Here is a 20,774-nt window from a genome sequence, read left to right on the forward strand (position 1 = left end):
TCCGGAACAAATGACATGACATCTACTGGATTTCTGCTGGAGCGGCTCATGCCGCACCTGATCCTTGCACCCATCGTGTTGCCCATGCTCACGGCGGGGCTCATGCTGCTGCTGCGCGAAGACCGCCAGCGCACCAAGGTGACGCTCAACATCGTCTCCACCTTCCTCGGCCTGGTGGTGGCCGTGCTGCTGCTGGTGCAGGCCAAAGACCCCGCCATGCCGGGCAGCCTGGGGGTGTACCTGTCGGGCAACTGGCCGGCTCCGTTCGGCATCGTGCTGGCGGTGGACCGTCTCTCGGCCATGATGCTCGTGCTGGCCAGCACCGTGGCATTGGCCACCGTGCTGTACTCGGCGGCGCGCTGGCACCGGGCGGGGGTGCACTTTCATCCACTGTTCCAGTTCCAGCTCATGGGCCTGGCGGGGGCGTTCCTCACGGCCGACCTGTTCAACCTGTTCGTGTTCTTCGAGATCATGCTCGCTGCGTCCTATGGGTTGCTGCTGCACGGATCAGGCCGCCCGCGCGTGTCGGCGGGGCTGCACTACATCGCCATCAACCTGGCCGCGTCGTCGCTGTTCCTGATCGGCGTGTCCATGTTGTACGGCATCACGGGCACGCTGAACATGGCAGACCTGGCGCAGAACGTGGCGGCCATTGCGCCTGCAGACCGCGGTTTGCTGCACGCGGCCGCGGCCATTCTGGCGGTGGCGTTTCTCATCAAGGCGGCGGTGTGGCCACTGAACTTCTGGCTGGTTCCGGCCTACAGTGCCGCCACCGCGCCGGTGGGGGCGCTCTTTGCGCTGATGACCAAGGTGGGTGTGTACAGCGTGCTGCGGCTGTGGTCGCTGCTTTTCGGACCCGAAGCCGGAGAGTCGGCCCAGTTCGGCAGCCAGTGGCTGATCGGTGGCGGCATGCTCACGATGGCGTTTGGTGCCATCGGCATGCTCGGCTCGCAGCGGCTGGGGCACCTGGCCGGCTTCAGCGCCATCCTTTCGTCGGGCACGCTGCTGGCAGCTGTGGGCTTCGGGCAAAACCTGCTGACCGCCGGGCTTCTTTATTACCTGCTCAGCTCCACGCTGGCCGTGAGCGCGCTGTTCCTGCTGGCCGACCTCATCGACCGCTGGCGCAACGACGGATCCAACCTCGCCCCCTACGAGCAGACCGACGACGCGCCCTTCCTTTCTGCCGACCTCGTGCCCACCGAAGGCATCAACCTGGACGACAAGGAAGAAGCCCTGATCGGCGAGGTGATCCCTGCAGCTGCCGCATTTCTGGGGCTGGCCTTCATTGCCTGCACGCTGATCATCGCGGGCCTGCCCCCCCTGCCCGGCTTTGTGGGCAAATTCGCCATGGTCCACGCGCTGTTCAACCCGCTGGGCCTGGGGTCCTCCTACGGCTTTGAGCTCGGGCCTGCGGGGTGGATGCTGGTGGCGCTGCTGGTGAGCTCCGGCCTGCTGGCGCTGCTGGCCCTGACCCGCGCCGGCATACGGCACTTCTGGGCCGCGCACGACCGGTCTGCGCCCCAGTTGCTCGTGCTCGAAGGCCTGCCGGTCGCGCTGCTGCTGGTGGCAAGCGCAGCCCTGGTGTGGCAGGCCGGCCCCGTGATGCGCTATACCCAGGCCACGGCCGATGCGCTGCACGCCCCTGCCACTTATGTGCGCGGTGTGATGACCGCGGCCCCCAAGCCCAGCGCCGTTCCTGTAGCTGTACCACCCCTTGAAGGAGCCACGCCCCGATGAAACCCCGCAACGACCCCCTGCAGCGGCCCCTCAAGCGCGTGATGCCCGCGCCCATGCTGTCGCTTGCATTGCTGGTGCTGTGGCTGTTGCTCAACCGCAGCCTGAGTGCCGGCCACATCGTGCTCGGCACCCTGCTGGGTCTGGCGATTCCACTGCTTACCGCCGGGCTGCGTCCGCTGCCGGTGCGCATCCGCAGGCCCGGCACGATACTGCGGCTGGCGCTGACGGTCGTGGCGGACACCACCCGTTCCAACATCGCCGTGGCACGGCTGCTGCTCGCGCCCGGGCGCAGGCGGCACCCCGCGGGTTTTGTGCACATCCCGCTGGACGTGCGCGACCCCAACGCGCTGGCCGTGCTGGCAATGATCGTCTGCATCACCCCGGGCACTGCCTGGGCCGAGTTGTCGCTCGATCGCAGCATGCTGCTGCTGCATGTGCTGGAGGTGGACGACCCCCAGGCCATCGCGGCCGACGTCAAGCAGCGCTACGAACGCCCCTTGATGGAGATTTTTGAATGACCCCTGTCCTTGACTGGGCCCTCCCCATGGCCCTGTTCATGCTGGCCCTTGCGATGGGCTGCGCGCTGATCCGCCTGCTCAAAGGCCCTTCCGCACAAGACCGCGTGCTGGCGCTGGACTGCATGTACCTGAGCGGCATGCTCGTGATGCTGGTGCTGGGCCTGCTTTATGGCAGCAAAAACTACTTTGAAGCCGCGCTGCTGCTGGCGCTGTTCAGCTTTGTCGGCTCCATGGCCATGGCCAAATTTTTGCTGCGCGGCGAGGTGATCGAATGACCGAAACCGTCGCCGCGGCCGCACTGCCCCTGTGGCTGGAAATCATCGTGGCCACGCTGGTGCTGGCCGGCGCAGGCCTGGCGCTGCTGGGCTCCACCGGCCTGCTGCGCCTGCCCACGTATTTTGAGCGCGTGCACGCGCCCTCCATCATCGCCACGCTGGGCTGCTGGCTGATCATGCATGGCACCGTGCTGTACTTTTCGGTGGCCGACCACAGCCTGGCGCTGCATGCGCTGCTCATCGCCGTGTTCGTGGCGATCACGGTGCCCATCATGTCGATCTTCTTGATGCGCGCGGCGCTGTTCCGCGCCCGGCAGATGGGGCTCGACGTGCCGCCCAGCCTCAGCCAGCCCAAGGCCCCCGCAGAAGGCAAAGACTCCTGATTTGATAGCTGCTTGCGCTTGATGGACGAGCGCAAGCAGCCATTTTGAGCACTACTCTTGACCTGAAGACCCGAAACCGCCGCCGCCCGGCGTGTGGATTTCAAACACGTCGCCCGGCAGCATCTCGGCCTGCCCGATGTGGTCCAGCAGCTCCACCCGGCCATCGCTGCGCACCACCTTGTTGATGCCCACCGCGCCCGGCTGGCCGCCCGCCATGCCAAAGGCGCCATGGTGGCGGCCGTTCGACAAGATGCTGGCCGTCATCGGCTCCAGAAAGCGCACACGGCGGATGCCGCCATCACCACCCTTCCACTGGCCGGCGCCGCCCGAGCCCTTGCGGATCTCGTAGCCCTCCAGCCGCACCGGAAAGCGGAACTCCAGCACCTCGGGGTCCGTCAGGCGCGAGTTGGTCATGTGGCATTGCACGACGCTGGTGCCGTCAAAACCACCCGCCAGTTGCCCATCGGCATCCCACACACCACCCGCACCACTGCCGCCCGAGATGGTCTCGTAGTACTGGTAGCGCGTGCTGCCAAAGGTGAAGTTGTTCATGGTGCACTGCCCCGCCGCCATCAGACCCAAGGCGCCATACAGCGCGTTGGTGATGCAGGTGGACGTTTCCACATTGCCAGCCACCACCGAGGCCGGCGGGTTGGGGTTGAGCATGCTGCCGGGCGGGATGATGACGTTGAGCGGCTTGAGGCACCCCGCGTTCAGCGGAATGTCGTCATCCACCAGGGTGCGGAACACATACAGCACCGCCGCCATGCACACCGCCGTGGGCGCGTTGAAGTTGTTGGTCTGCTGCGGGCTGGTGCCGGTGAAGTCGATGGTGGCGCTGCGGCTCGCCGCATCCACCTTCACGCTCACACTGATCTGTGCGCCGTTGTCCAGAGGCAGCGTGAACGCGCCGTCCTTGAGCCGTGTGATGACGCGGCGCACGGACTCTTCGGCGTTGTCCTGCACGTGGCGCATGTAGGCTTGAACCACCTCGAGACCGAACTCGCCCACCATGCGGCGCAGCTCCTGCTGACCTTTCTCATTGGCGGCGATCTGCGCGCGCAGGTCGGCCATGTTCTGCTGGGGGTTGCGGCTGGGGTATTCGCCGCTTTCCAGCAGCGCAATCATCTCTGCCTCGCGCAGCACACCGCGCTCCACAAGCTTCACGTTGTTGATCTGCACGCCCTCTTCCTCGATGCGCGTGGAGAACGGCGGCATCGACCCCGGCGTGGTGCCGCCTACATCGGCGTGGTGGCCGCGGCTGCCCACATAGAACGTGGGCGTGGCCTCATCGGCGATGTAGACCGGCGTGATGACCGTGATGTCCGGCAAATGCGTGCCGCCGTGGTACGGGTCGTTGAGCACGAACACGTCGCCGGGCTGCATCTTGCCCGCGTTCTCGCGGATCACGGTCTTGATGCTTTCGCCCATGGAACCCAGATGCACGGGCATGTGCGGCGCGTTGGCGATCAGGTTGCCTGCGGTATCAAACAGCGCGCAGCTGAAGTCCAGCCGCTCCTTGATGTTGACCGAGTAGGCCGTGTTCTGCAGCTGCAGCCCCATCTGCTCGGCGATGTTCATGAACAGGTTGTTGAACACCTCCAGCAGCACCGGGTCCACCGTGGTTCCCACAGCATGCTGCACGGCACGCGCCACGCGGCGGTTGAGCAGCAGGTGGTCCAGCTCGGTCAGCTCGGCCTCCCAGCCGGGCTCGACGATGGTGGTGGCGTTCTTCTCGGCAACGATGGCGGGGCCAGGGATCACGTCACCCGGGCGCAGGTCCTCGCGTACCACCAGCGCAGCGTCGTGCCAGGCGGCCACGCCGTCCACGCCGCCGGTGTACATGCGCACGGTGCTGCGGCGCGGCACCTCGCGCGCGGGCTGCAGCGCGTGGCGTGGCTCCACGGGCGCGTCGCCGGGCACCACCGCCTCGACGGACACGGCCTCCACCACCAGGCCCTTGCCCTGCATGAGGAAGGCAAAACGCTGGCGGTAGGCGTTCTCGAACGCAGCGCTAATCTCGGCCATCGAACCAAACGGCACGATGAGCGCGGAGTCGCTGCCTTCGTAGCGCACGTGCACGCGGCGGTGCACCACCGCAGTGCCCGCGCCCGACTGCTGGCGCTCCAGCTCGGTGCGTGCGGTGGTGGCGAGTTGGTCCAGCGTGGCTTCGATGCCTGCCAGCGCTTCTGGCGCGAGCCTGGTTTCCACCGCCTGTTCGCGGATCACGTTCTGGTCGGCCAGACCCATGCCATACGCGCTGAGCACGCCTGCCAGCGGGTGCACAAACACGCGCGTCATGCCCAATGCATCGGCCACCAGACACGCATGCTGGCCGCCTGCGCCGCCAAAACACTGCAGCGTGTAGCGTGTCACGTCATAGCCGCGCGCCACGCTGATCTTCTTGATGGCGTTGGCCATCTGCTGCACCGCGATCTGAATGAAGCCGTGGGCCACATCCTCGGCCTTGCGTCCGGTCTGTGTGGCGAGGCCTTCAAACTTCTGCGCCACCGCGTCGCCATCCAGCGCCTCGTTGGCCGCGTGGCCAAACACCTTGGGGAAGTGTGCAGGCTGGATCTTGCCCACCATCACGTTCGCATCCGTCACGGCCAGCGGGCCGCCACGGCGGTAGCTGGCGGGGCCAGGGTTGGCGCCTGCGCTTTCGGGACCCACGCGGAAGCGTGCGCCGTCAAAACCGAGGATGGAGCCGCCACCGGCCGCGACGGTGTGGATGCTCATCATCGGGGCGCGCATGCGCACGCCCGCCACCTGGGTTTCAAACTCGCGCTCAAACTCGCCCGCGTAGTGGCTCACGTCGGTGCTGGTGCCGCCCATGTCAAAGCCGATGACCTTGTCGTGGCCCGCAAGGCCTGCCGGGTCACTGCGAAAGGCCAGCTCCGCTGTCCGTGCCATGCCGACAATGCCGCCTGCGGGTCCGCTCAGAATCGCGTCCTTGCCCTGGAACACCTGCGCATCGGTGAGCCCGCCCGACGACTGCATGAAAAACAGCTTCACACCCGGCATCTCGCTCGCCACCTGATCCACATAGCGGCGCAGGATGGGCGAGAGGTACGCATCCACCACCGTGGTGTCGCCCCGGCTCACCAGCTTCATCATGGGGCTGGTGGCGTGCGAGGCGCTCACCTGCGTAAAGCCGATCTCGCGCGCAATGCGGGCTGCCGCCTCTTCATGCGCGGTGTAGCGGTAGCCGTGCATGAACACGATGGCCGCGCTGCGCAGGCCCGCGTCGTAGGCCGCCCACAGGCGTTCTTTCAGGTGGGCTTCGTCCAGCGCTTCGATCACATCGCCGTGTGCGCCCACGCGCTCCTGCGCCTCGATCACGCGCTCGTACAGCAGCTCGGGCAGCACGATGCGCCGGTCAAACAGGCGGGGGCGGTTCTGGTAGGCGATGCGCAGCGCATCCTTGAAGCCCTTGGTGGTGATGAGCAGCGTGGGCTCGCCCTTGCGCTCCAGCAGCGCGTTGGTGGCCACCGTGGTGCCCATCTTCACGCATTCCACCAACTCGGGCGTCACCGCCTCGCCGGGCTTGAGCCCCAGCAGGTGGCGAATGCCGGCCACGGCTGCGTCCTTGTACTGCTCGGGGTTTTCGGACAGCAGCTTGTGCGTGACCAGGGTGCCGTCCGGGCGCTTGCCGACCACGTCGGTAAAGGTGCCTCCACGGTCGATCCAGAACTGCCAGCGGGACAAGGAAGAAGGGTGGTTGGACATATCAATGCTATCCTAGTTATAGCTATTAGCGCTTGATGGATAAGCGCTAGCGCCACTTTTGATTCGTTTTATTCAGGAAACCGGTTCGGTCACAGGGATGCGGCCGAGCGCGCCGCCTGGTCGTACATGCCCGAGAGCACACGCAGCAAACGCGCCAGCTCGCCAATGTCGCGGTTGAGCGCATCGTCGGCGTTCAAGGCGTCGATGAGGCAGCTCTCGCGAATCTCGCGGTAGCGCTGCACGTAGGCGCGGCCCACAGCGGTGGCAGCGTAGGTCACTTCCTTGCCGTTCTTCTGCGAGGCGACCACACCCAAGGTCTGCAGTTTCTTGAGCGAGTAATTCACCAGGTGCGTGTCTTCCACGTTCATGATGAAGCAGATGTCGGCCAGTCGCTTGTCGCGCGCGCGGTGCGTGACGTGGTGCAGCACCACCACATCCAGCGGCGTGAGGTCCTTGAGGCCTGCCGCTGCCATGCAATGCACCACCCAACGGTGAAAGGCATTGCCCGCCACGATGAGGCCGAACTCGAACTCGCTCATCTCGGCGCTCTGCGCCGACACCAGGTGCGCAGACGACACGATGGGCCCGGATTCGCCGGGGGTCCTGGCGGGCGTCTTGGCTGCAGATTTCATGGGCAGAGCCTTTATGGATGACAAGGTGCACTCGCCGTTGGCACGGGTTGTGCGTGTGACGATTGTAGGCAAGTCGATGGTAATTTGTTGGCAATTTGTCAGCGTTTAGGCAAAACACCTATGCCAATTCGGCCGGCTTCCGATACAGTGATTTTTCATATCCAACCTTGCGGAGTTCACCCATGAAGCGTCGAATCTTCCCCGTCACCGCACTCAGCCTGGCCCTGGCTGCGGGCCTGTCCGTCACCTCGGCATTCGCCCAGACCAAGTGGGACCTGGCCGCCGCCTACCCCGCCACCAACTTCCACACCGAAAACATGGCGCAGCTGGCCAGTGATGTGGACAAGGCTACCGGCGGCAAGCTCAAGATCACGGTGCACGCCAACGCCGCGCTGTTCAAGGCCCCCGAGATCAAGCGCGCCGTGCAGGGCGGGCAGGCGCAGATGGGCGAGATCCTGCTGGCCAACTTCCAGAACGAATGGCAACTCTTCGGCGTGGATGGCCTGCCCTTCCTGGCCGACAGCTACGACGCCTCCAAGAAGCTCTACGCCGCGCAAAAGCCTTTCCTTGAAAAGAAGCTGGCTGAGCAAGGCATGGTGTTGCTGTATGCCGTGGCGTGGCCTCCCCAAGGCATCTACACCAAGAAGCCGCTGGCATCTGCGGCCGACCTCAAGGGGATCAAGTGGCGCGCCTACAGCCCTGCCACCGCCCGCATTGCCGAGCTGGTGGGCGCGCAGCCCGTCACGGTGCAGGCCGCAGAGTTCTCGCAGGCCTTGGCCACGGGCGTGGTCGAATCGACCATGACCTCGGGCGCCACCGGTGTGGACAGCAAGCTGTACGAACACCTCAAGTTCTACTACGACACCCAGGCCTGGCTGCCCAAGAACGCCGTGCTGGTGAACAAGAAGGCGTTTGACGCGCTCGACAAGGCGAGCCAGGACGCGCTGCTGAAGGCCGGAGCCGACGCCGAAGCACGCGGCTGGGCCAACAGCGCCAAGGTCAACACCGACACCGTGGCCAAGCTCAAGGCCAATGGCATGGCGGTCGAGGCGCCGCCTGCGCAGCTGAAGGCCGACATGGCCAAGGTAGGCGACACCATGCTCAAGGAATGGCTCGACAAGGCCGGTCCCGAAGGCAAGGCACTGATCGACGCATACCGCAAGTAAGAAGCCCGCCTGCCCTATGCGTCGATTGCTCGATTTTGTGTATGACGGTGCGGCTGCGGTGGCAGCGCTTTTCATGGTATGCCTCCTGGGCATGGTGCTGCTGTCCATCATCAGCCGCCAGCTGCACTTTCATGTGCCGGGCACCGACGCGTATGCAGGCTACCTGATGGCCGCCGCCGGGTTTCTGGCGCTGGCACATACCCTGAAGCGCGGCGAGCACATCCGTGTGACGCTGCTGCTCAACTTCCTCAAAGGTGGCGCCCGCAAAGGGTTTGAGCTCTGGGCGTTGGCCATCGCCACCCTGCTGGCCGTGCTGTTTGCGGTGTACAGCTGCAAGCTGGCCTGGCAGTCGCACGCGTTCCACGACATCTCCACCGGCAGCGATGCCACGCCACTGTGGATTCCCCAGATCGCCATGGCGGCAGGCACGGTGATTCTGGCCATTGCCTTCATCGACGAGCTGGTGCTGGAGCTGATGGGCAAACGCGCTGACGCCCACGCGGGCGACGCACTGCGCAACGAATAGACCCGGACATCCCCCACCATGAGCGATCTCGCCATCACCGGCCTGCTGATCCTGTCCCTGTTCCTCATCCTGGGCAGCGGGGTCTGGATCGGACTCACCCTTTCCGGCGTTGCCTGGATCGGCATGCAGTTGTTCTCATCGCGCCCGGCAGGCGATGCGATGGCCGTGACCATCTGGGGGTCGGCCTCCAGCTGGACGCTCACGGCCCTGCCCCTTTTCATCTGGATGGGTGAAATCCTGTTTCGCACGCGGCTGTCGCAAGACATGTTCAAGGGGCTGGCGCCCTGGGTGCAGGCCCTGCCCGGCCGCCTGCTGCACACCAACGTGGTGGGCTGCACGATTTTTGCCGCGGTTTCGGGCTCCAGCGCGGCCACCTGCGCCACCATCGGCAAGATGACGCTGCCCGAACTGCGGCGGCGCGGCTATCCCGACAACATGATCGTGGGCACGCTCGGCGGCGCCAGCACGCTGGGCCTGCTGATTCCGCCGTCCATCATCATGATCGTGTACGGCGTATCGGCCGAAGTCTCCATCTCCCAGCTTTTCATTGCCGGGGTTCTGCCCGGCCTGCTGCTGGGTTGCCTGTTCTCGGGCTACATCATGCTGTGGGCGCTGCGCAACCCCGACCAGGTGCCCGCCGCCGATGTGCGCATGACCTTCATGCAGAAGCTGTCGGAGTCGCGCAGCCTGATCCCGGTGGTCCTGCTGATTGCGGCAGTGCTGGGCTCCATCTACTCCGGCTTCGCCACGGCCACCGAGGCCGCCGCCGTGGGCGTGGTGGGCTCGCTGGTGCTGTCTGCGGTGCAGGGCTCGATGAACTGGGCAACATTCAAGGCCTCGCTGATGGGGGCCACGCGGCTGTACTGCATGATCGCGCTGATCCTGGCGGGCGCCGCCTTCCTCACGCTCTCGATGGGTTACATCGGCCTGCCGCGGCACCTGGCCGAATGGATTGCCTCGCTGGGCCTCAACCAGGCGCAGCTGATTGCGGCGCTGGCAGTGTTCTTCATCATTCTCGGCTGCTTCCTCGATGGCATATCGATGGTGGTGCTCACCATGGGCGTGCTCATGCCGACGGTGCAGGCTGCGGGCATTGACCCGATCTGGTTCGGCATCTTCATCGTGTTGGTGGTCGAGATGGCGCAGATCACGCCGCCCGTGGGTTTCAACCTCTTCGTGCTGCAGGGCATGACGGGGCGCCAGTTGCCCTGGATCGCCAAGGTCACGATGCCCATGTTCTTTCTGATGTGCGCGGCCGTGGCACTGATCTATTTGTTCCCGGGCATCGTCACCTGGCTGCCCACGCAGATGGCCGCCCGCTGAGCCGCATCTGCGCCATCGCCCGGCCCGGCAGGCCCGGGGCCTGAGAGACAATGCCGCCATGCTGCATGTACTTGCCATTTGCCTTGGAGCCAGTGCCGGCGCCCTGTTGCGCTGGCGCCTGGGCCTGTGGCTGAGCCCCGGGGGGCTGCTGCCCTGGGGCACGCTGGCCGCCAACCTGATGGGCGGCTATCTGGTGGGGCTGTGCGTGGCGTTCTTTCATGCCATGCCGCAACTCGATCCGGTCTGGCGCCTGGCACTGATCACCGGGTTTCTGGGTGCGCTCACCACGTTCTCCAGCTTCTCCGCCGAAGTGGTCGACATGCTGATGGCGCAGCGCTATGCCCTGGCGCTGGGCACTGTGGGCCTGCACCTGGCGGGCTCGCTCTCGCTCACCATGCTGGGCATTGCAACCACTTCATTTTTCATAGCATCTCGCGCAGGCTAGATAAGCGCCAGAGGCACTTTTTACGTATATTTTCGCCCATGGATGCCAACACCCAACTGAACGAACGCCGTCTGGCCGATGCCTGGGCCGAGCTGCAAAACCATTCGGCCAGCGGCAACCCGCTGCATGCCGACGCCTACCGCCTGGCGTTCGCCGACCCCGAATTTCTCTTCCGCCGCGAGACGCGGGGCATCCGCTTCCAGCTGGAAATGCTCAAACCCGACCTGGGCCAGGCAGAGCAAGGCATCGAGAACACCGTGGTGGTCTACGGCAGCGCACGCTTTGTCGCGCCCGATGAGGCCGCCGCCCAGCTGGCAGACGCCGAAGCCAGTGGCGACGACGTGCGCCTGCAGCGCGCCCGTCAGGCGGTACGCAACGCCCGCTATTACGACCAGGCCCGCCAGTTCGCGCGCCTGGTGGCCGAGCACAGCGAACGCCAGCAGCCCGCAGACCGCATCTACATCTGCACGGGCGGTGGCCCCGGCATCATGGAAGCCGCCAACCGCGGCGCGCACGATGTGGGCGCGCTCAACGTGGGCCTGAACATCGCCCTGCCCCACGAGCAAAGCGGCAACCGCTTCATATCGCCCACGCTGAGCTACAAGTTCCACTACTTCGCGCTGCGCAAGATGCATTTCATGATGCGCGCCAAGGCGCTGGTGGCCTTCCCCGGAGGCTTTGGCACGCTGGACGAACTGTTCGAGGTGCTGACCCTGGTGCAGACCAAAAAGGCCAAGCCCGTGCCCATCGTGCTTTTTGGCACCGACTACTGGAAGCGCCTCATCAACTTTGAGGTGCTGGTGGAAGAAGGCACCATCTCAGCGCAGGACCTCAAGCTCTTTCACTACACCGATGACCCCAAAGAAGCCTGGGGGCTGATCAAGTCGTTCTACCAGCTCTGAGTGCGCGCGCTCCGCAGCACGGGCCCGGTCAGCGGATGACCGGCGGTGGTGGCGGCGGAATGGCGATGGGCGGCAACACGATCACAGGCCGCACGATGGGCGGTAGCACAAAGATGGGGGGCCGCGTGGTCGGCGGTGTGGTCGGGGCCGGTGGGGCGGTAGTGGTCGGCGGACTTGTGGGCGACGGCGGTGCCGTGGGCCGCCCGCCCGGCGGCTGTGTGGGTGTTCCCGTCGCAGGCGGTGGCGGCAAGGTCGGGTCGATAGGTGCTGGCGGGACGCCAGGCACCGGGGCCTGCGGCGTGGGCGCAGGGCCCGCCGGGGGCGGCACCCCGGGCACCGGCGCGGGCGCCGGCCCTGGCAATGTCGGCCCCGGCGTCACCCGCTGCCCGCCGCCCAGTTGCTCGCCCACGGCGTAGGGGATGGGCGCAGGCGGCAGCGGCAGTACGGCGCGGGTGTGCGTGTACAGCGGCAACTGGTGGCTGGCCACCACCCGCACGGATTCGCCGGCTTTCACCCCCACGCAACCGGCCTCGGTGCACACCTCGATCTCGTCCTGCTCTCCCGACACCAGCAGGTCACCCTGCACATCGAACGTCACCAGAAAAGCGGACCCCCGGATGCCTACCACCGCCGTGGGGGTGGTCACCTTGTAGTTTTGCGCGTTGCGCTTGCCGATCAGGCCGGTCACCGCGCGCAGCCCGCCTTGCAGCAGGCTCACGGCAAAGCTCTCTTGCGCAGGGTTGCCCGTGTCTGCATACCGCGTGATGGTGAACTGGGAATTCGGGTACAGCGCCACCAGCCCGCCGTCTGAAAACCTTATCTGCGCCCGCCCTGCGGCGCCGGTCACGATCACGTCGCCGCTCTCCACCACGGCGCCCTGGGTGGCGGCCGACACGTCAGCGCCCCTGCGCAATTGCACATCGCCCGCTGCGAACTGCACCAGGCCCGCACCAGCGATGCCCTGCACGGGCCACGCGGCGACCATGGCCATCCAGACGGCGAGCCGGGAAGAAGGAAAACCGGACTGCTGCATTGCCAACTCCTTCAGAACTCACGCCGCACGGTGACGGAAACGATTCGCCGGTCGTAGTCGGTGATGGGCAAGGTGGAGTCATTGCGCGTCCACGCCCACTGCGGCGTGATCCGCCACCCCGGCGCAGGCACCCACGACAAGCCGACTGCCCAGTGCACCTGCCGGTCTCGCCGGGTAACCCCGAAAAACGGGTCTGCTGCGCCGTATCGGCGCCGCTCATAGTTCAGGTGGGTGAACGCCGCCCAGTCGGCAGAGATGGCCCACTGCACACCGCCGCGCACACCCACCAGCTCGTGCCCCAGGCTCTCAACACCGCTCGTCCGGGGCGCCTCCCGCCCGGCATAGACCCCGGCGTAGGTGAGACTGCCGTTGCGCAGCACATGGACGTAAGAGGTACCCGCCACGGTACGCAGCACATCGCGTACCGACTGGTTCGGATACCGCAACCCCTGCACCTGCAGGAAAGTACCCCATTGGCGAAAGCCGTCGATCCGGTAGATCCACTCCCCCAGAAGCCCGCCGCCATTGCGCAGCGTGTCACCATCGAGCCGATAGGTGGCGCCCTGTGCGCTCAGCATCCACTCATGGCGTTCCACACGATAGGAAAGGCCTGCGCCCATCTCCAGCTGGTCACTGTCATAAGGCCGGCCAGCGGCTGAATGCCCGCGCACCTCGGCCGTGGCCGCACCGATGAGCGACCAGCGCGCATCCAGCACATGCCGGCCCCGCACGTTGCCCAGCAGGGCGGCGTAAGACGCACGCTGGCTTTGCGCACCGGGCTGCAGGGTCCAGGGCGGGGTGCCGGGGGGCGAGAGCGCGGGCGCGTTCACATCGGGCCCCGCATTGACGTTGCTGTCGCGCGCCAGTGTCACGTCGACATGGCCCTTCAACGTGGAGCGCCCTTCGTGGCCCGCCCGATCGTATGACACCAGAAACTGGTCAATGCTGAGTGCGGAATCCACAGGAATGGCGCGGGCGCGTGCCTGTTCCGACAGGGCCAGAACGCCCTTGCGGTCGCCCACAGCGTGCAGCGCCCGCGCCAGCTCCAGCTGCGCGGCGGCGTTGTCCGGCTGGGTGGCCACCAGCCGCTCCCAGGCCATCACCGCCCGCGTGTACTGCCCCGCTGCAAAGGCGGCGCGGCCCATCGCCTCGTCAAATGCAGGATCGCCCGCGCGCGATGCTTCGGCGGCGTCCAGCATTTCAAAGGCCCTGAGCGGGTGACCGCCTTCCACCCAAGTCTGCGCCTGGCCCAGCAACGCATCTGCATGGGCCGAAATCCAGGGAGACACGGCCAGCAGGGGCACCAACACCCAGTGGCGGGTTCGACGAAACCACAAATGAACGCGCATGGCAGCCCCCTGTGTCGATCAGGCGGAATCTACTCCTTTTCGCCCCGTTTGCTCACCCCCCTCCCCGCCCCGCCACGCGTAGGAAGGCAGCCCGGTGCATCACGGGTGCGCATGCCCCTTGCCAGTCGGCCCCATGCGCCACGCCATGCGCGCGCCAGCGCCCACGGCCGCACCCACCACCCAGAACAGGCCACCCACCCCGACAACGGCCCCGGCCGTTCCGAACAGCATGGGCATGAGCACGCTGGACGCGTTGATGGCCATCAGGCGCAGGCCCAGGGCCTCGCCATGGCGGTGGGAGGGCGTTATCTGGTGCAGCAGGCTCATCACCATGGGCTGTACGGAGCCCAGTGCAAAACCCAGCAGCACCGAACACACCCCCATGGCCAGTGCGCTGCCAAGCAGGGGGTACACGCCAAACAGCACGGCCGTCATCACCATGGCGCCTGCCACCACCACCCGCTCGCGCAGGCGTTCGGCCACCAGGGGCATCAACACCCGGATCACGGCGGCGGCAATGGCAAAAGCACCCAGGATCGAGCCGATGGCCGAGGCCGACAAACCCCGCTCATGCCCCAGCAGCGGCACCACGAAGGTGTGCACATCCCAACATGACGACAGCAGCCAGTTCACGATCAGCAGGCGCCGAAACGGCGGCTCGTTCATCAGATCCCAGGCGCGCTGGGGCGGGCCACCGGCGGCGGCAATCACGGGGGGCAGCTCCACCGTGCTGCGCACCCAGAACCAGGTGAGCAGCGGCAGCACCGCCATCAGGGCAAACGCCGCACGGTAGCCCTCGGTGCTGCCCGCTGCGCTGCCGGCATGGTCAATGAGCAGCCCCGCGCAGAACGGCCCGATGAAGTTGGACACCGCCGGCCCGATGGCCAGCCAGCTGAACACCTGCTTGAGCTGCGTCGAATCGTGCGCTGCACGCCCCACATGCCGCTGCAGCGCGATGGTGGCGGCGCCCGTGGCGCCACCGGTCATGAGTGCGGCCAGGCACAGCACGGGAAACACCGGCATGGCCAGCGCCAGCGCAGCCCCTGCCGCCGCCACGGCCACCGAAAGACCCACCGGCCGCTTCAGGCCGTGGCGGTCGGCATAGCGGCCTGCGGGCAGGGCGAGGAACACCTGGGTCAGGGCAAACAGTGCCAGCAGCACGCCCACGGCGGCCGCGCTGTAGCCCTCGCGCAGCGCCAGCAGGGGCGCCGCCATGCGCATCCCGGCCATGCAGGCGTGGATACAAACCTGACCGGCGATCAACCGGGCCAAGGCCCAGTTCACGGCAGGTCGTCCTCGGTATCGAGCCCCGGCAGCACGTCGGTGCGCCTGCCCGCCACGGGCATGGCGGTGTCGGGCGCGGGCAGGTCCTGCACATCGCGCAGCCTGCGCTGGATGGCGCGGGTGCGCATGCCCACCTCGTCAAACTTCTTGGCAGCGGCGTCGATGGATTTTTTGGTGGCCTCCACCACGTCGCCAAACTTGGCGAACTCGGTTTTCACACTGCCCAGCAGGCTCCACACCTCGGACGAGCGCTTTTCGATCGCCAGCGTCTTGAAACCCATCTGCAGGCTGTTGAGCATGGCCGCCAGGTTGGCCGGGCCGGTGATCATCACGCGGCAATCGTTTTGCACCGCCTCGACCAAGCCGGGGCGTCGCATCACCTCGGCAAACAGGCCTTCGGTGGGCAGGTAGAGCACGGCAAAGTCGGTGGTGTGCGGGGGCGAGACGTATTTGGCAAAAATCTTCTTCGCTTCGAGCTTGATGGACGTCTCGAACGCGTTGCCTGCAGAGGCCACAAGCAGCTTGTCCGCCGCGTCCTGCGCGTCCATGAGGCGCTGGTACTGCTCTACCGGGTATTTGGAATCGATGGGCAACCACACCGGGTGCTCGTCGCTCTTGCCCGGAAGGCGGATCGCAAACTCCACCAGCTCGTCGCTGCCCGGCACGGTCTTGACGTTGCGCGCGAACTGGTCGGGCGTGAGCACGTTGTCGATGATGGCGCCCAGCTGCATCTCGCCCCAGGTGCCGCGCGACTTCACGTTGGTCATCACGCGCTTCAAATCGCCCACGCTGCCCGCCAGGGTCTGCATCTCGCCCAGGCCTTTGTGCACCTGTTCGAGCCGGTCGCTGACCAGCTTGAACGATTCGCCCAGGCGCTGCTCCAGCGTGGCGTGCAGCTTTTCGTCCACGGTGCGGCGCATTTCTTCGAGCTTGGTGGCGTTGTCGGCCTGGATGGCGCCCAGGCGCTCGTTGAGCGCGGTGCGCAGCTGCTCGGCATTGTGCTGGCTGCCCTGCACCAGGCCGGTGAGCTGCTGCGACACCGCGTCTTGCAGCACCGCAAACTGGTTCCTGATCTGAAAGCTGTTGGCCTCGAGCTGGTCTTTGAGCGCTTGCGACATCACCCCCAGCTGCGACTGGGTGTCGCTCTTGAGCGAATCGAGCGTAAGGCGCGTTGCCGCGTCCAGGGCCGTAAGGCGCTGCTCCAGCCGCGCCTCAAACACGCCAAAGGCCGCCAGCAGCTCGGCACGGCCGTTGCGCGATTCGGCCACCGCTTGCGTCAAACGCTCATCGACGGCGTGGCGCAGCCCCTCCAGCGTGGTCTGCGTGGTTTGGGTGAAGCCGCGCAGCTGCTGGCCCATGCCATCCAGTGCGCCATCGTTCTTGGCCACGGCCAGCTGGGTGGCCTGCGCGGTGTGCTCCAGCGCCTGCAGGCGCGCCAGCCACTCGGGCGGCAAGTCCACCTGGGGGCGGCGTACCAGCAGCAGCACCAGCAAAACCACCACCAGGGCCAGCAGCGCCAGGGCCGCCAGCAGTGCAAGGGTCTCAGTCGTCAAGGTCGTTTACTATTATTTTTATAGCTGCTTGCGCTTGATGGAAAAGCGCCAGAGGCCAATTTGATTAAAACTTTGCCGTCAACCCGCCCGCGCTGCTCCGGCCACCGGCGTGTTCACGGGGGTGAGTGCTCCGCGCCCCTCGAAGAAGGCAATCAGGTTGTCTGCGGCCAGGTCGGCCATGGCGCGCCGCGTGGGCACGGTGGCACTGGCGATGTGGGGCGTGAGCACCACATTGGGCACGTTGAGCAGGCCGGGGTGCACCTGCGGCTCGCCTTCAAACACGTCCAGGCCCGCTGCGGCAATGCGCCGCTCGCGCAGCGCCACGGCCACTGCCTCATCATGAACAATGCCGCCGCGCGCGATGTTGACGAGCGTGGCCGTGGGCTTCATCAGCGCCAGCTCTGCCGCGCCGATGGTGTGGTGCGAGGAGGGTGTGTAGGGCACCACCAGCACCACATGGTCTGCGGTGCGCAGCAGCGCCTCCTTGCCGACATAGGTGGCCTTGCATTCGGCCTCCAGCGCGGCCGACAGGCGCGAGCGGTTGTGATAGATGACCTTCATGCCAAACCCGTGCGCGCCGCGCCGGGCAATGCCCTGGCCGATGCGGCCCATGCCGATGATGCCGAGCGTGCTGCCGTGGATGTCACTGCCCGCGAACATGTCGTAGCTCCACTTCGTCCACTTCCCGGCGCGCAGGAAATGCTCGCTCTCGGCCATGCGGCGGGCCGTGGCCATGAGCAGCGCAAAGCCGAAGTCGGCCGTGGTTTCGGTGAGCACATCGGGCGTGTTGGTGCCCTGCACGCCTGCGGCGGTCATGGCGTCCACGTCGAAGTTGTTGTAGCCCACCGCCATGTTGGCCACGATTTTCAGGCGCGGGGCGGCCGCCAGCAGGTTGGCGTCAATGCGCTCGCTGCCGGTGGTGAAGGCGCCATCCTTGTCGGCCATCCGGGCTGCCAGCTGTGCGGGGGTCAGGATGGTGTCCTCGGGGTTGTCATCCACCTCGAAGTGCGCGCGCAGGCGCTCGACGATGTCGGGAAAGATGGCGCGGGCTACCAGGATGCGGGGCTTGGTCATGGCGTTTTGTCTCGGCTGCAAAAAATGGATCGGATCGGGTCGGGGCCAGCGGGCCACCACCGGCTCTGGCTCAAGCGGTGCCCGGGATATCAAACACCTGGCGCAGATAGGCCAGGTACTTTTCGTCATCGCACATGCCCTTGCCCGGTGTGTCCGACAGCTTGGCCACGGGCTGGTCGTTGCAGCGCGTCATCTTGATCACCACCTGCAGCGGCTCGTGCACGGGCGGGCTGCCCAGGTCATTGGTCAGGTTGGTGCCGATGCCGAACGCCAGCTGGCAGCGGCCGCGGAACTGCTGGTAGAGCTCGATGGTGCGCGGGATGGTGAGCGCGTCGCTGAAGATCAGCGTCTTGGTCAGCGGGTCTACCCGGTTCTTGCGGTAGTGCTCCAGGAGGCGCTCGCCCCAGGCAAAAGGGTCGCCGCTGTCATGCCGTGCGCCGTCGAACAGCTTGCAGAAATACAGATCGAAGTCGCGCAGGAAGGCGCTCATGCCGTACACGTCCGACAGCGCAATTCCGAGGTCGCCCCGGTATTCCTTGGCCCACATCTCAAAGCCGAACACCTGGCTGTCGCGCAGGCGCGGGCCCAGCGCCTGGCAGGCCTGCAGGTATTCGTGCGCCATGGTGCCCAGGGGCGTCACGCCCAGCTTCATCGCATACAGCACGTTGCTGGTGCCGGCAAACTGGCCCGGGCCTGCGGGGGCACCGGGGCGGCGGTCGCCGGTGCCCAGGCGCGCCACCAGCACGCGCAGCACCTCTTCGTGCCAGGCGCGGGAAAAGCGGCGGCGCGTGCCGTAGTCGGCGATCTTGAGGTCGGACAGACCCTCGCCCTGCAGCAGTGCAATCTTGGCGTCGAGCCGGCGGCGGCCTTCGAGGAAGTCGGGCACCTTCTGGGTGTTGCGGAAGTACACCTCGTTGATGATGGCCAGCACCGGAATCTCGAACAGGATGGTGTGCAGCCAGGGCCCGCGGATGGTGATGTCGATCTCGCCGTTGTGCTGGGGCGTGACGGTGATGTATTTCTCGTTGAGCTTGAACAGCCCGAGAAAATCCACGAAGTCGCTCTTGATGAAGCGCAGCGACCGCAGGTAGGCCAGCTCGGCATCCTGAAAATGCAGGCTGCACAGTGAGCGGATCTCGTCGCGGATCTCGCCCACAAACGGTGCCAGCTGCACGCCGGGGTTGCGGCACTTGAACTTGTACTCCACCTGCGCCCCCGGAAACTGGTGCAGCACCACCTGCATCATGGTGAACTTGTACAGGTCGGTGTCGAGCAGGCTGGTGATGATCATGGGCGGGGCAGGCAGCAAGACTTCAGAGTGTAGGCCATCGCTCCACCCCGTGCCGGGCAGCCACTATTGAAGCAAAACTGGCCGCCAAGGCATACCCATCAAGCGCAAGCAGCTATCAATTTGATTGCACCACCAGCGCCTGCAGCACAGCGCGCAGGGGCTCGGGCACCGGCACGGGTCGGCGCGTCTCGCGATCGACATACACATGGATGAAATGCCCCGCGGCAGCCGACAGCGGCTCGCCCTGCGCGAACAGGCCCACTTCGTAACGCACGCTGGAGCCACCCAGCCGCGCCACGCGAATGCCCGCTTCCACCGTTTGCGGAAAAGCCAGCGGCGCAAAGTAGTTGCACTGGGTTTCAATGACGAGGCCAATGGTCTCGCCCGCGTGGATGTCGAGCACGCCCTGGTCGATGAGGTGCGCGTTCACGGCCGTGTCAAACCAGCTGTAGTACACAACGTTGTTCACGTGCCCGTAAACATCGTTGTCGGCCCAGCGCGTGGTGATGGGGCGGAATACGCGGTAGGCGCTGCGGGGCTGCGGGGCCGGGCGGGCAGGCGTGGATTGGGTGGAAGGCCCGGTGGACGGGGTGCTGGCGGCAGAGTTCATGGCCGCACATTCTGCCAGCGCTGGTGGTATTGCCACGCCACACGCCAGGTAGTGAGCTGGGCCTTCACGGTGTCCTCCAGATTGCGCCCATAGCCCCCGGCCATCGCAAAGGCAACCGGAATGCGCCGCTGCCACGCCCAGTCAAACACCCGCCGGTCGCGCGCCTCCAGCCCGTCGTGTGTCACTGCAAGGCGCCCCAGGCGGTCGCCTTCGTGCGGATCAGCCCCGGCCAGATAAAAGACAAACCGGGGCGCAAACCGCTGCTCCAGCGTTTGCAGCGCGAGCTCCAGGGCCTGCAGGTAGTCATCGTCGGTGCAGCCGTCGGGCAGCTCCACATCCAGGTCGCTGGGCTCCTTGCGAAACGGAAAATTGCGGGCCCCGTGCAACGACACCGTGAACACGCTGTAGTCGCCCTGAAAGATGTGCGCCGTGCCGTTGCCCTGGTGCACGTCCAGGTCAATCACGGCCACCTGCAGCGGCCGGCTGCCGCGCCCTCCCGCAGCGCCCTGTGCCCATTGCGCCTGCAACAGCCGCGTGGCCACCGCCACATCGTTGAAAACGCAAAAGCCACTGCCCTTGTGGGCGTAGGCATGGTGGGTGCCGCCCGCCAGGTTGCCGGCAACCCCTTCGAGCAACGCCACCTTGCTGGCGGCCACGGTAGCGCCCACCGAGCGCCGCGCGCGTTCGACCATGGCCTCGCTCCAGGGGAAGCCGATTTCGCGCTGGGCGGGCGCAGCCAGGGTGCCATTGGCAATGGCGTCTATGTAGTGTGATGTATGGACCAGCGCGAGCTCACGGTCCGTTGCCGGCGCGGCCACCTGGAGCGACACCCCCGGCAGGTGCTGCGCAATACGGTCGCGTAACAGGCGGTACTTGGCCATCGGGAAACGATGGCCTTCCGGCAAGGGCAGCACAAAATGGTCTGCGTAGTAAGCGTGCATGAC

The 20,774-nt window shown here is 66.1% G+C and carries 19 protein-coding genes; 9 read left to right on the forward strand and 10 right to left on the reverse strand.

Features of this window, described 5'->3' with window-relative positions; genetic code table 11:
• Nucleotides 1-15 precede the first annotated feature (15 nt).
• From AAFF19_RS14820 to mnhG, 4 genes are read left to right on the forward strand one after another with little or no spacing between them, the layout of a single operon-like run.
• A complete protein-coding gene (locus AAFF19_RS14820) occupies nucleotides 16-1,737 on the forward strand; it encodes a monovalent cation/H+ antiporter subunit D (RefSeq protein ID WP_246330722.1) in 1,722 nt (573 codons plus the stop codon).
• Nucleotides 1,734-2,255 carry a Na+/H+ antiporter subunit E gene (locus tag AAFF19_RS14825; RefSeq protein ID WP_182118527.1) on the forward strand — a complete coding sequence of 174 codons (522 nt, stop codon included), beginning with the start codon at nucleotides 1,734-1,736 and terminating at the stop codon, nucleotides 2,253-2,255. The genes AAFF19_RS14820 and AAFF19_RS14825 overlap by 4 nt, the downstream gene beginning before the upstream one ends.
• A complete protein-coding gene (locus AAFF19_RS14830; RefSeq protein WP_182118526.1) occupies nucleotides 2,252-2,530 on the forward strand; it encodes a K+/H+ antiporter subunit F in 279 nt (92 codons plus the stop codon). Before AAFF19_RS14825 ends, AAFF19_RS14830 begins: the two co-directional genes overlap by 4 nt.
• Nucleotides 2,527-2,913 carry a monovalent cation/H(+) antiporter subunit G gene (gene mnhG, locus AAFF19_RS14835; RefSeq protein WP_182118525.1) on the forward strand — a complete coding sequence of 129 codons (387 nt, stop codon included), beginning with the start codon at nucleotides 2,527-2,529 and terminating at the stop codon, nucleotides 2,911-2,913. Before AAFF19_RS14830 ends, mnhG begins: the two co-directional genes overlap by 4 nt.
• A 51-nt stretch (nucleotides 2,914-2,964) precedes the next feature.
• On the opposite strand, the gene AAFF19_RS14840 is transcribed toward mnhG, so the two are convergent.
• Together AAFF19_RS14840 and AAFF19_RS14845 are read right to left on the reverse strand one after the other, a co-directional pair.
• Nucleotides 2,965-6,642, reverse strand: coding sequence for a hydantoinase B/oxoprolinase family protein (locus AAFF19_RS14840; protein ID WP_182118524.1), 3,678 nt, complete (start codon nucleotides 6,640-6,642; stop codon nucleotides 2,965-2,967).
• 89 nt (nucleotides 6,643-6,731) lie between these two features.
• Nucleotides 6,732-7,274: a winged helix DNA-binding protein gene (locus tag AAFF19_RS14845; RefSeq protein WP_182118523.1), complete on the reverse strand. Its 543-nt coding sequence runs from the start codon at nucleotides 7,272-7,274 to the stop codon at nucleotides 6,732-6,734.
• Between the two features lie 182 nt (nucleotides 7,275-7,456).
• Here AAFF19_RS14845 and AAFF19_RS14850 point away from each other — a divergent pair, with 182 nt between their 5' ends.
• The 5 genes from AAFF19_RS14850 to AAFF19_RS14870 are packed head-to-tail and all read left to right on the forward strand — an operon-like array spanning nucleotide 7,457 to nucleotide 11,636.
• Nucleotides 7,457-8,440 carry a TRAP transporter substrate-binding protein gene (locus tag AAFF19_RS14850; protein WP_182118522.1) on the forward strand — a complete coding sequence of 328 codons (984 nt, stop codon included), beginning with the start codon at nucleotides 7,457-7,459 and terminating at the stop codon, nucleotides 8,438-8,440.
• 16 nt (nucleotides 8,441-8,456) lie between these two features.
• Nucleotides 8,457-8,966 carry a TRAP transporter small permease gene (locus AAFF19_RS14855; protein WP_182118521.1) on the forward strand — a complete coding sequence of 170 codons (510 nt, stop codon included), beginning with the start codon at nucleotides 8,457-8,459 and terminating at the stop codon, nucleotides 8,964-8,966.
• Between the two features lie 18 nt (nucleotides 8,967-8,984).
• On the forward strand, nucleotides 8,985-10,289 hold the full coding sequence (locus tag AAFF19_RS14860) for a TRAP transporter large permease subunit (protein WP_008906625.1): 1,305 nt from the start codon (nucleotides 8,985-8,987) through the stop codon (nucleotides 10,287-10,289).
• Nucleotides 10,290-10,347: 58 nt separating this feature from the next.
• Nucleotides 10,348-10,734, forward strand: coding sequence for a fluoride efflux transporter CrcB (crcB, locus tag AAFF19_RS14865; protein WP_182118520.1), 387 nt, complete (start codon nucleotides 10,348-10,350; stop codon nucleotides 10,732-10,734).
• A 38-nt stretch (nucleotides 10,735-10,772) separates the two neighbouring features.
• Nucleotides 10,773-11,636 (forward strand): TIGR00730 family Rossman fold protein, encoded by an 864-nt coding sequence (locus AAFF19_RS14870; RefSeq protein WP_182118519.1) that lies wholly within the window; start codon nucleotides 10,773-10,775, stop codon nucleotides 11,634-11,636.
• Between the two features lie 28 nt (nucleotides 11,637-11,664).
• Here the strand turns inward: AAFF19_RS14870 and AAFF19_RS14875 are convergent, their stop codons facing one another.
• From AAFF19_RS14875 to AAFF19_RS14910, 8 genes are all read right to left on the reverse strand, one after another.
• A complete protein-coding gene (locus tag AAFF19_RS14875; RefSeq protein WP_182118518.1) occupies nucleotides 11,665-12,669 on the reverse strand; it encodes a FecR family protein in 1,005 nt (334 codons plus the stop codon).
• Between the two features lie 11 nt (nucleotides 12,670-12,680).
• Complete coding sequence (locus tag AAFF19_RS14880) at nucleotides 12,681-14,018, reverse strand: surface lipoprotein assembly modifier (RefSeq protein WP_182118517.1); 1,338 nt, start codon at nucleotides 14,016-14,018, stop codon at nucleotides 12,681-12,683.
• A gap of 99 nt (nucleotides 14,019-14,117) precedes the next feature.
• Nucleotides 14,118-15,302 carry an MFS transporter gene (locus AAFF19_RS14885; RefSeq protein ID WP_182118516.1) on the reverse strand — a complete coding sequence of 395 codons (1,185 nt, stop codon included), beginning with the start codon at nucleotides 15,300-15,302 and terminating at the stop codon, nucleotides 14,118-14,120.
• Nucleotides 15,299-16,855: a DNA recombination protein RmuC gene (rmuC, locus tag AAFF19_RS14890; RefSeq protein WP_182118515.1), complete on the reverse strand. Its 1,557-nt coding sequence runs from the start codon at nucleotides 16,853-16,855 to the stop codon at nucleotides 15,299-15,301. The genes AAFF19_RS14885 and rmuC overlap by 4 nt, the downstream gene beginning before the upstream one ends.
• Before the next feature lie 78 nt (nucleotides 16,856-16,933).
• Complete coding sequence (locus AAFF19_RS14895; protein WP_342720481.1) at nucleotides 16,934-17,929, reverse strand: D-glycerate dehydrogenase; 996 nt, start codon at nucleotides 17,927-17,929, stop codon at nucleotides 16,934-16,936.
• 70 nt (nucleotides 17,930-17,999) lie between these two features.
• A complete protein-coding gene (pncB, locus tag AAFF19_RS14900) occupies nucleotides 18,000-19,220 on the reverse strand; it encodes a nicotinate phosphoribosyltransferase (RefSeq protein ID WP_182118513.1) in 1,221 nt (406 codons plus the stop codon).
• 115 nt (nucleotides 19,221-19,335) lie between these two features.
• Complete coding sequence (locus AAFF19_RS14905) at nucleotides 19,336-19,830, reverse strand: thioesterase family protein (protein WP_008906636.1); 495 nt, start codon at nucleotides 19,828-19,830, stop codon at nucleotides 19,336-19,338.
• Nucleotides 19,827-20,771, reverse strand: a complete 945-nt coding sequence (locus tag AAFF19_RS14910; RefSeq protein WP_182118511.1) for a histone deacetylase — start codon at nucleotides 20,769-20,771, stop codon at nucleotides 19,827-19,829. Before AAFF19_RS14910 ends, AAFF19_RS14905 begins: the two co-directional genes overlap by 4 nt.
• Between the last annotated feature and the right edge of the window lie 3 nt (nucleotides 20,772-20,774).

It is taken from the genome of Acidovorax sp. FHTAMBA (assembly GCF_038958875.1).
Lineage (GTDB): Bacteria > Pseudomonadota > Gammaproteobacteria > Burkholderiales > Burkholderiaceae_C > Acidovorax.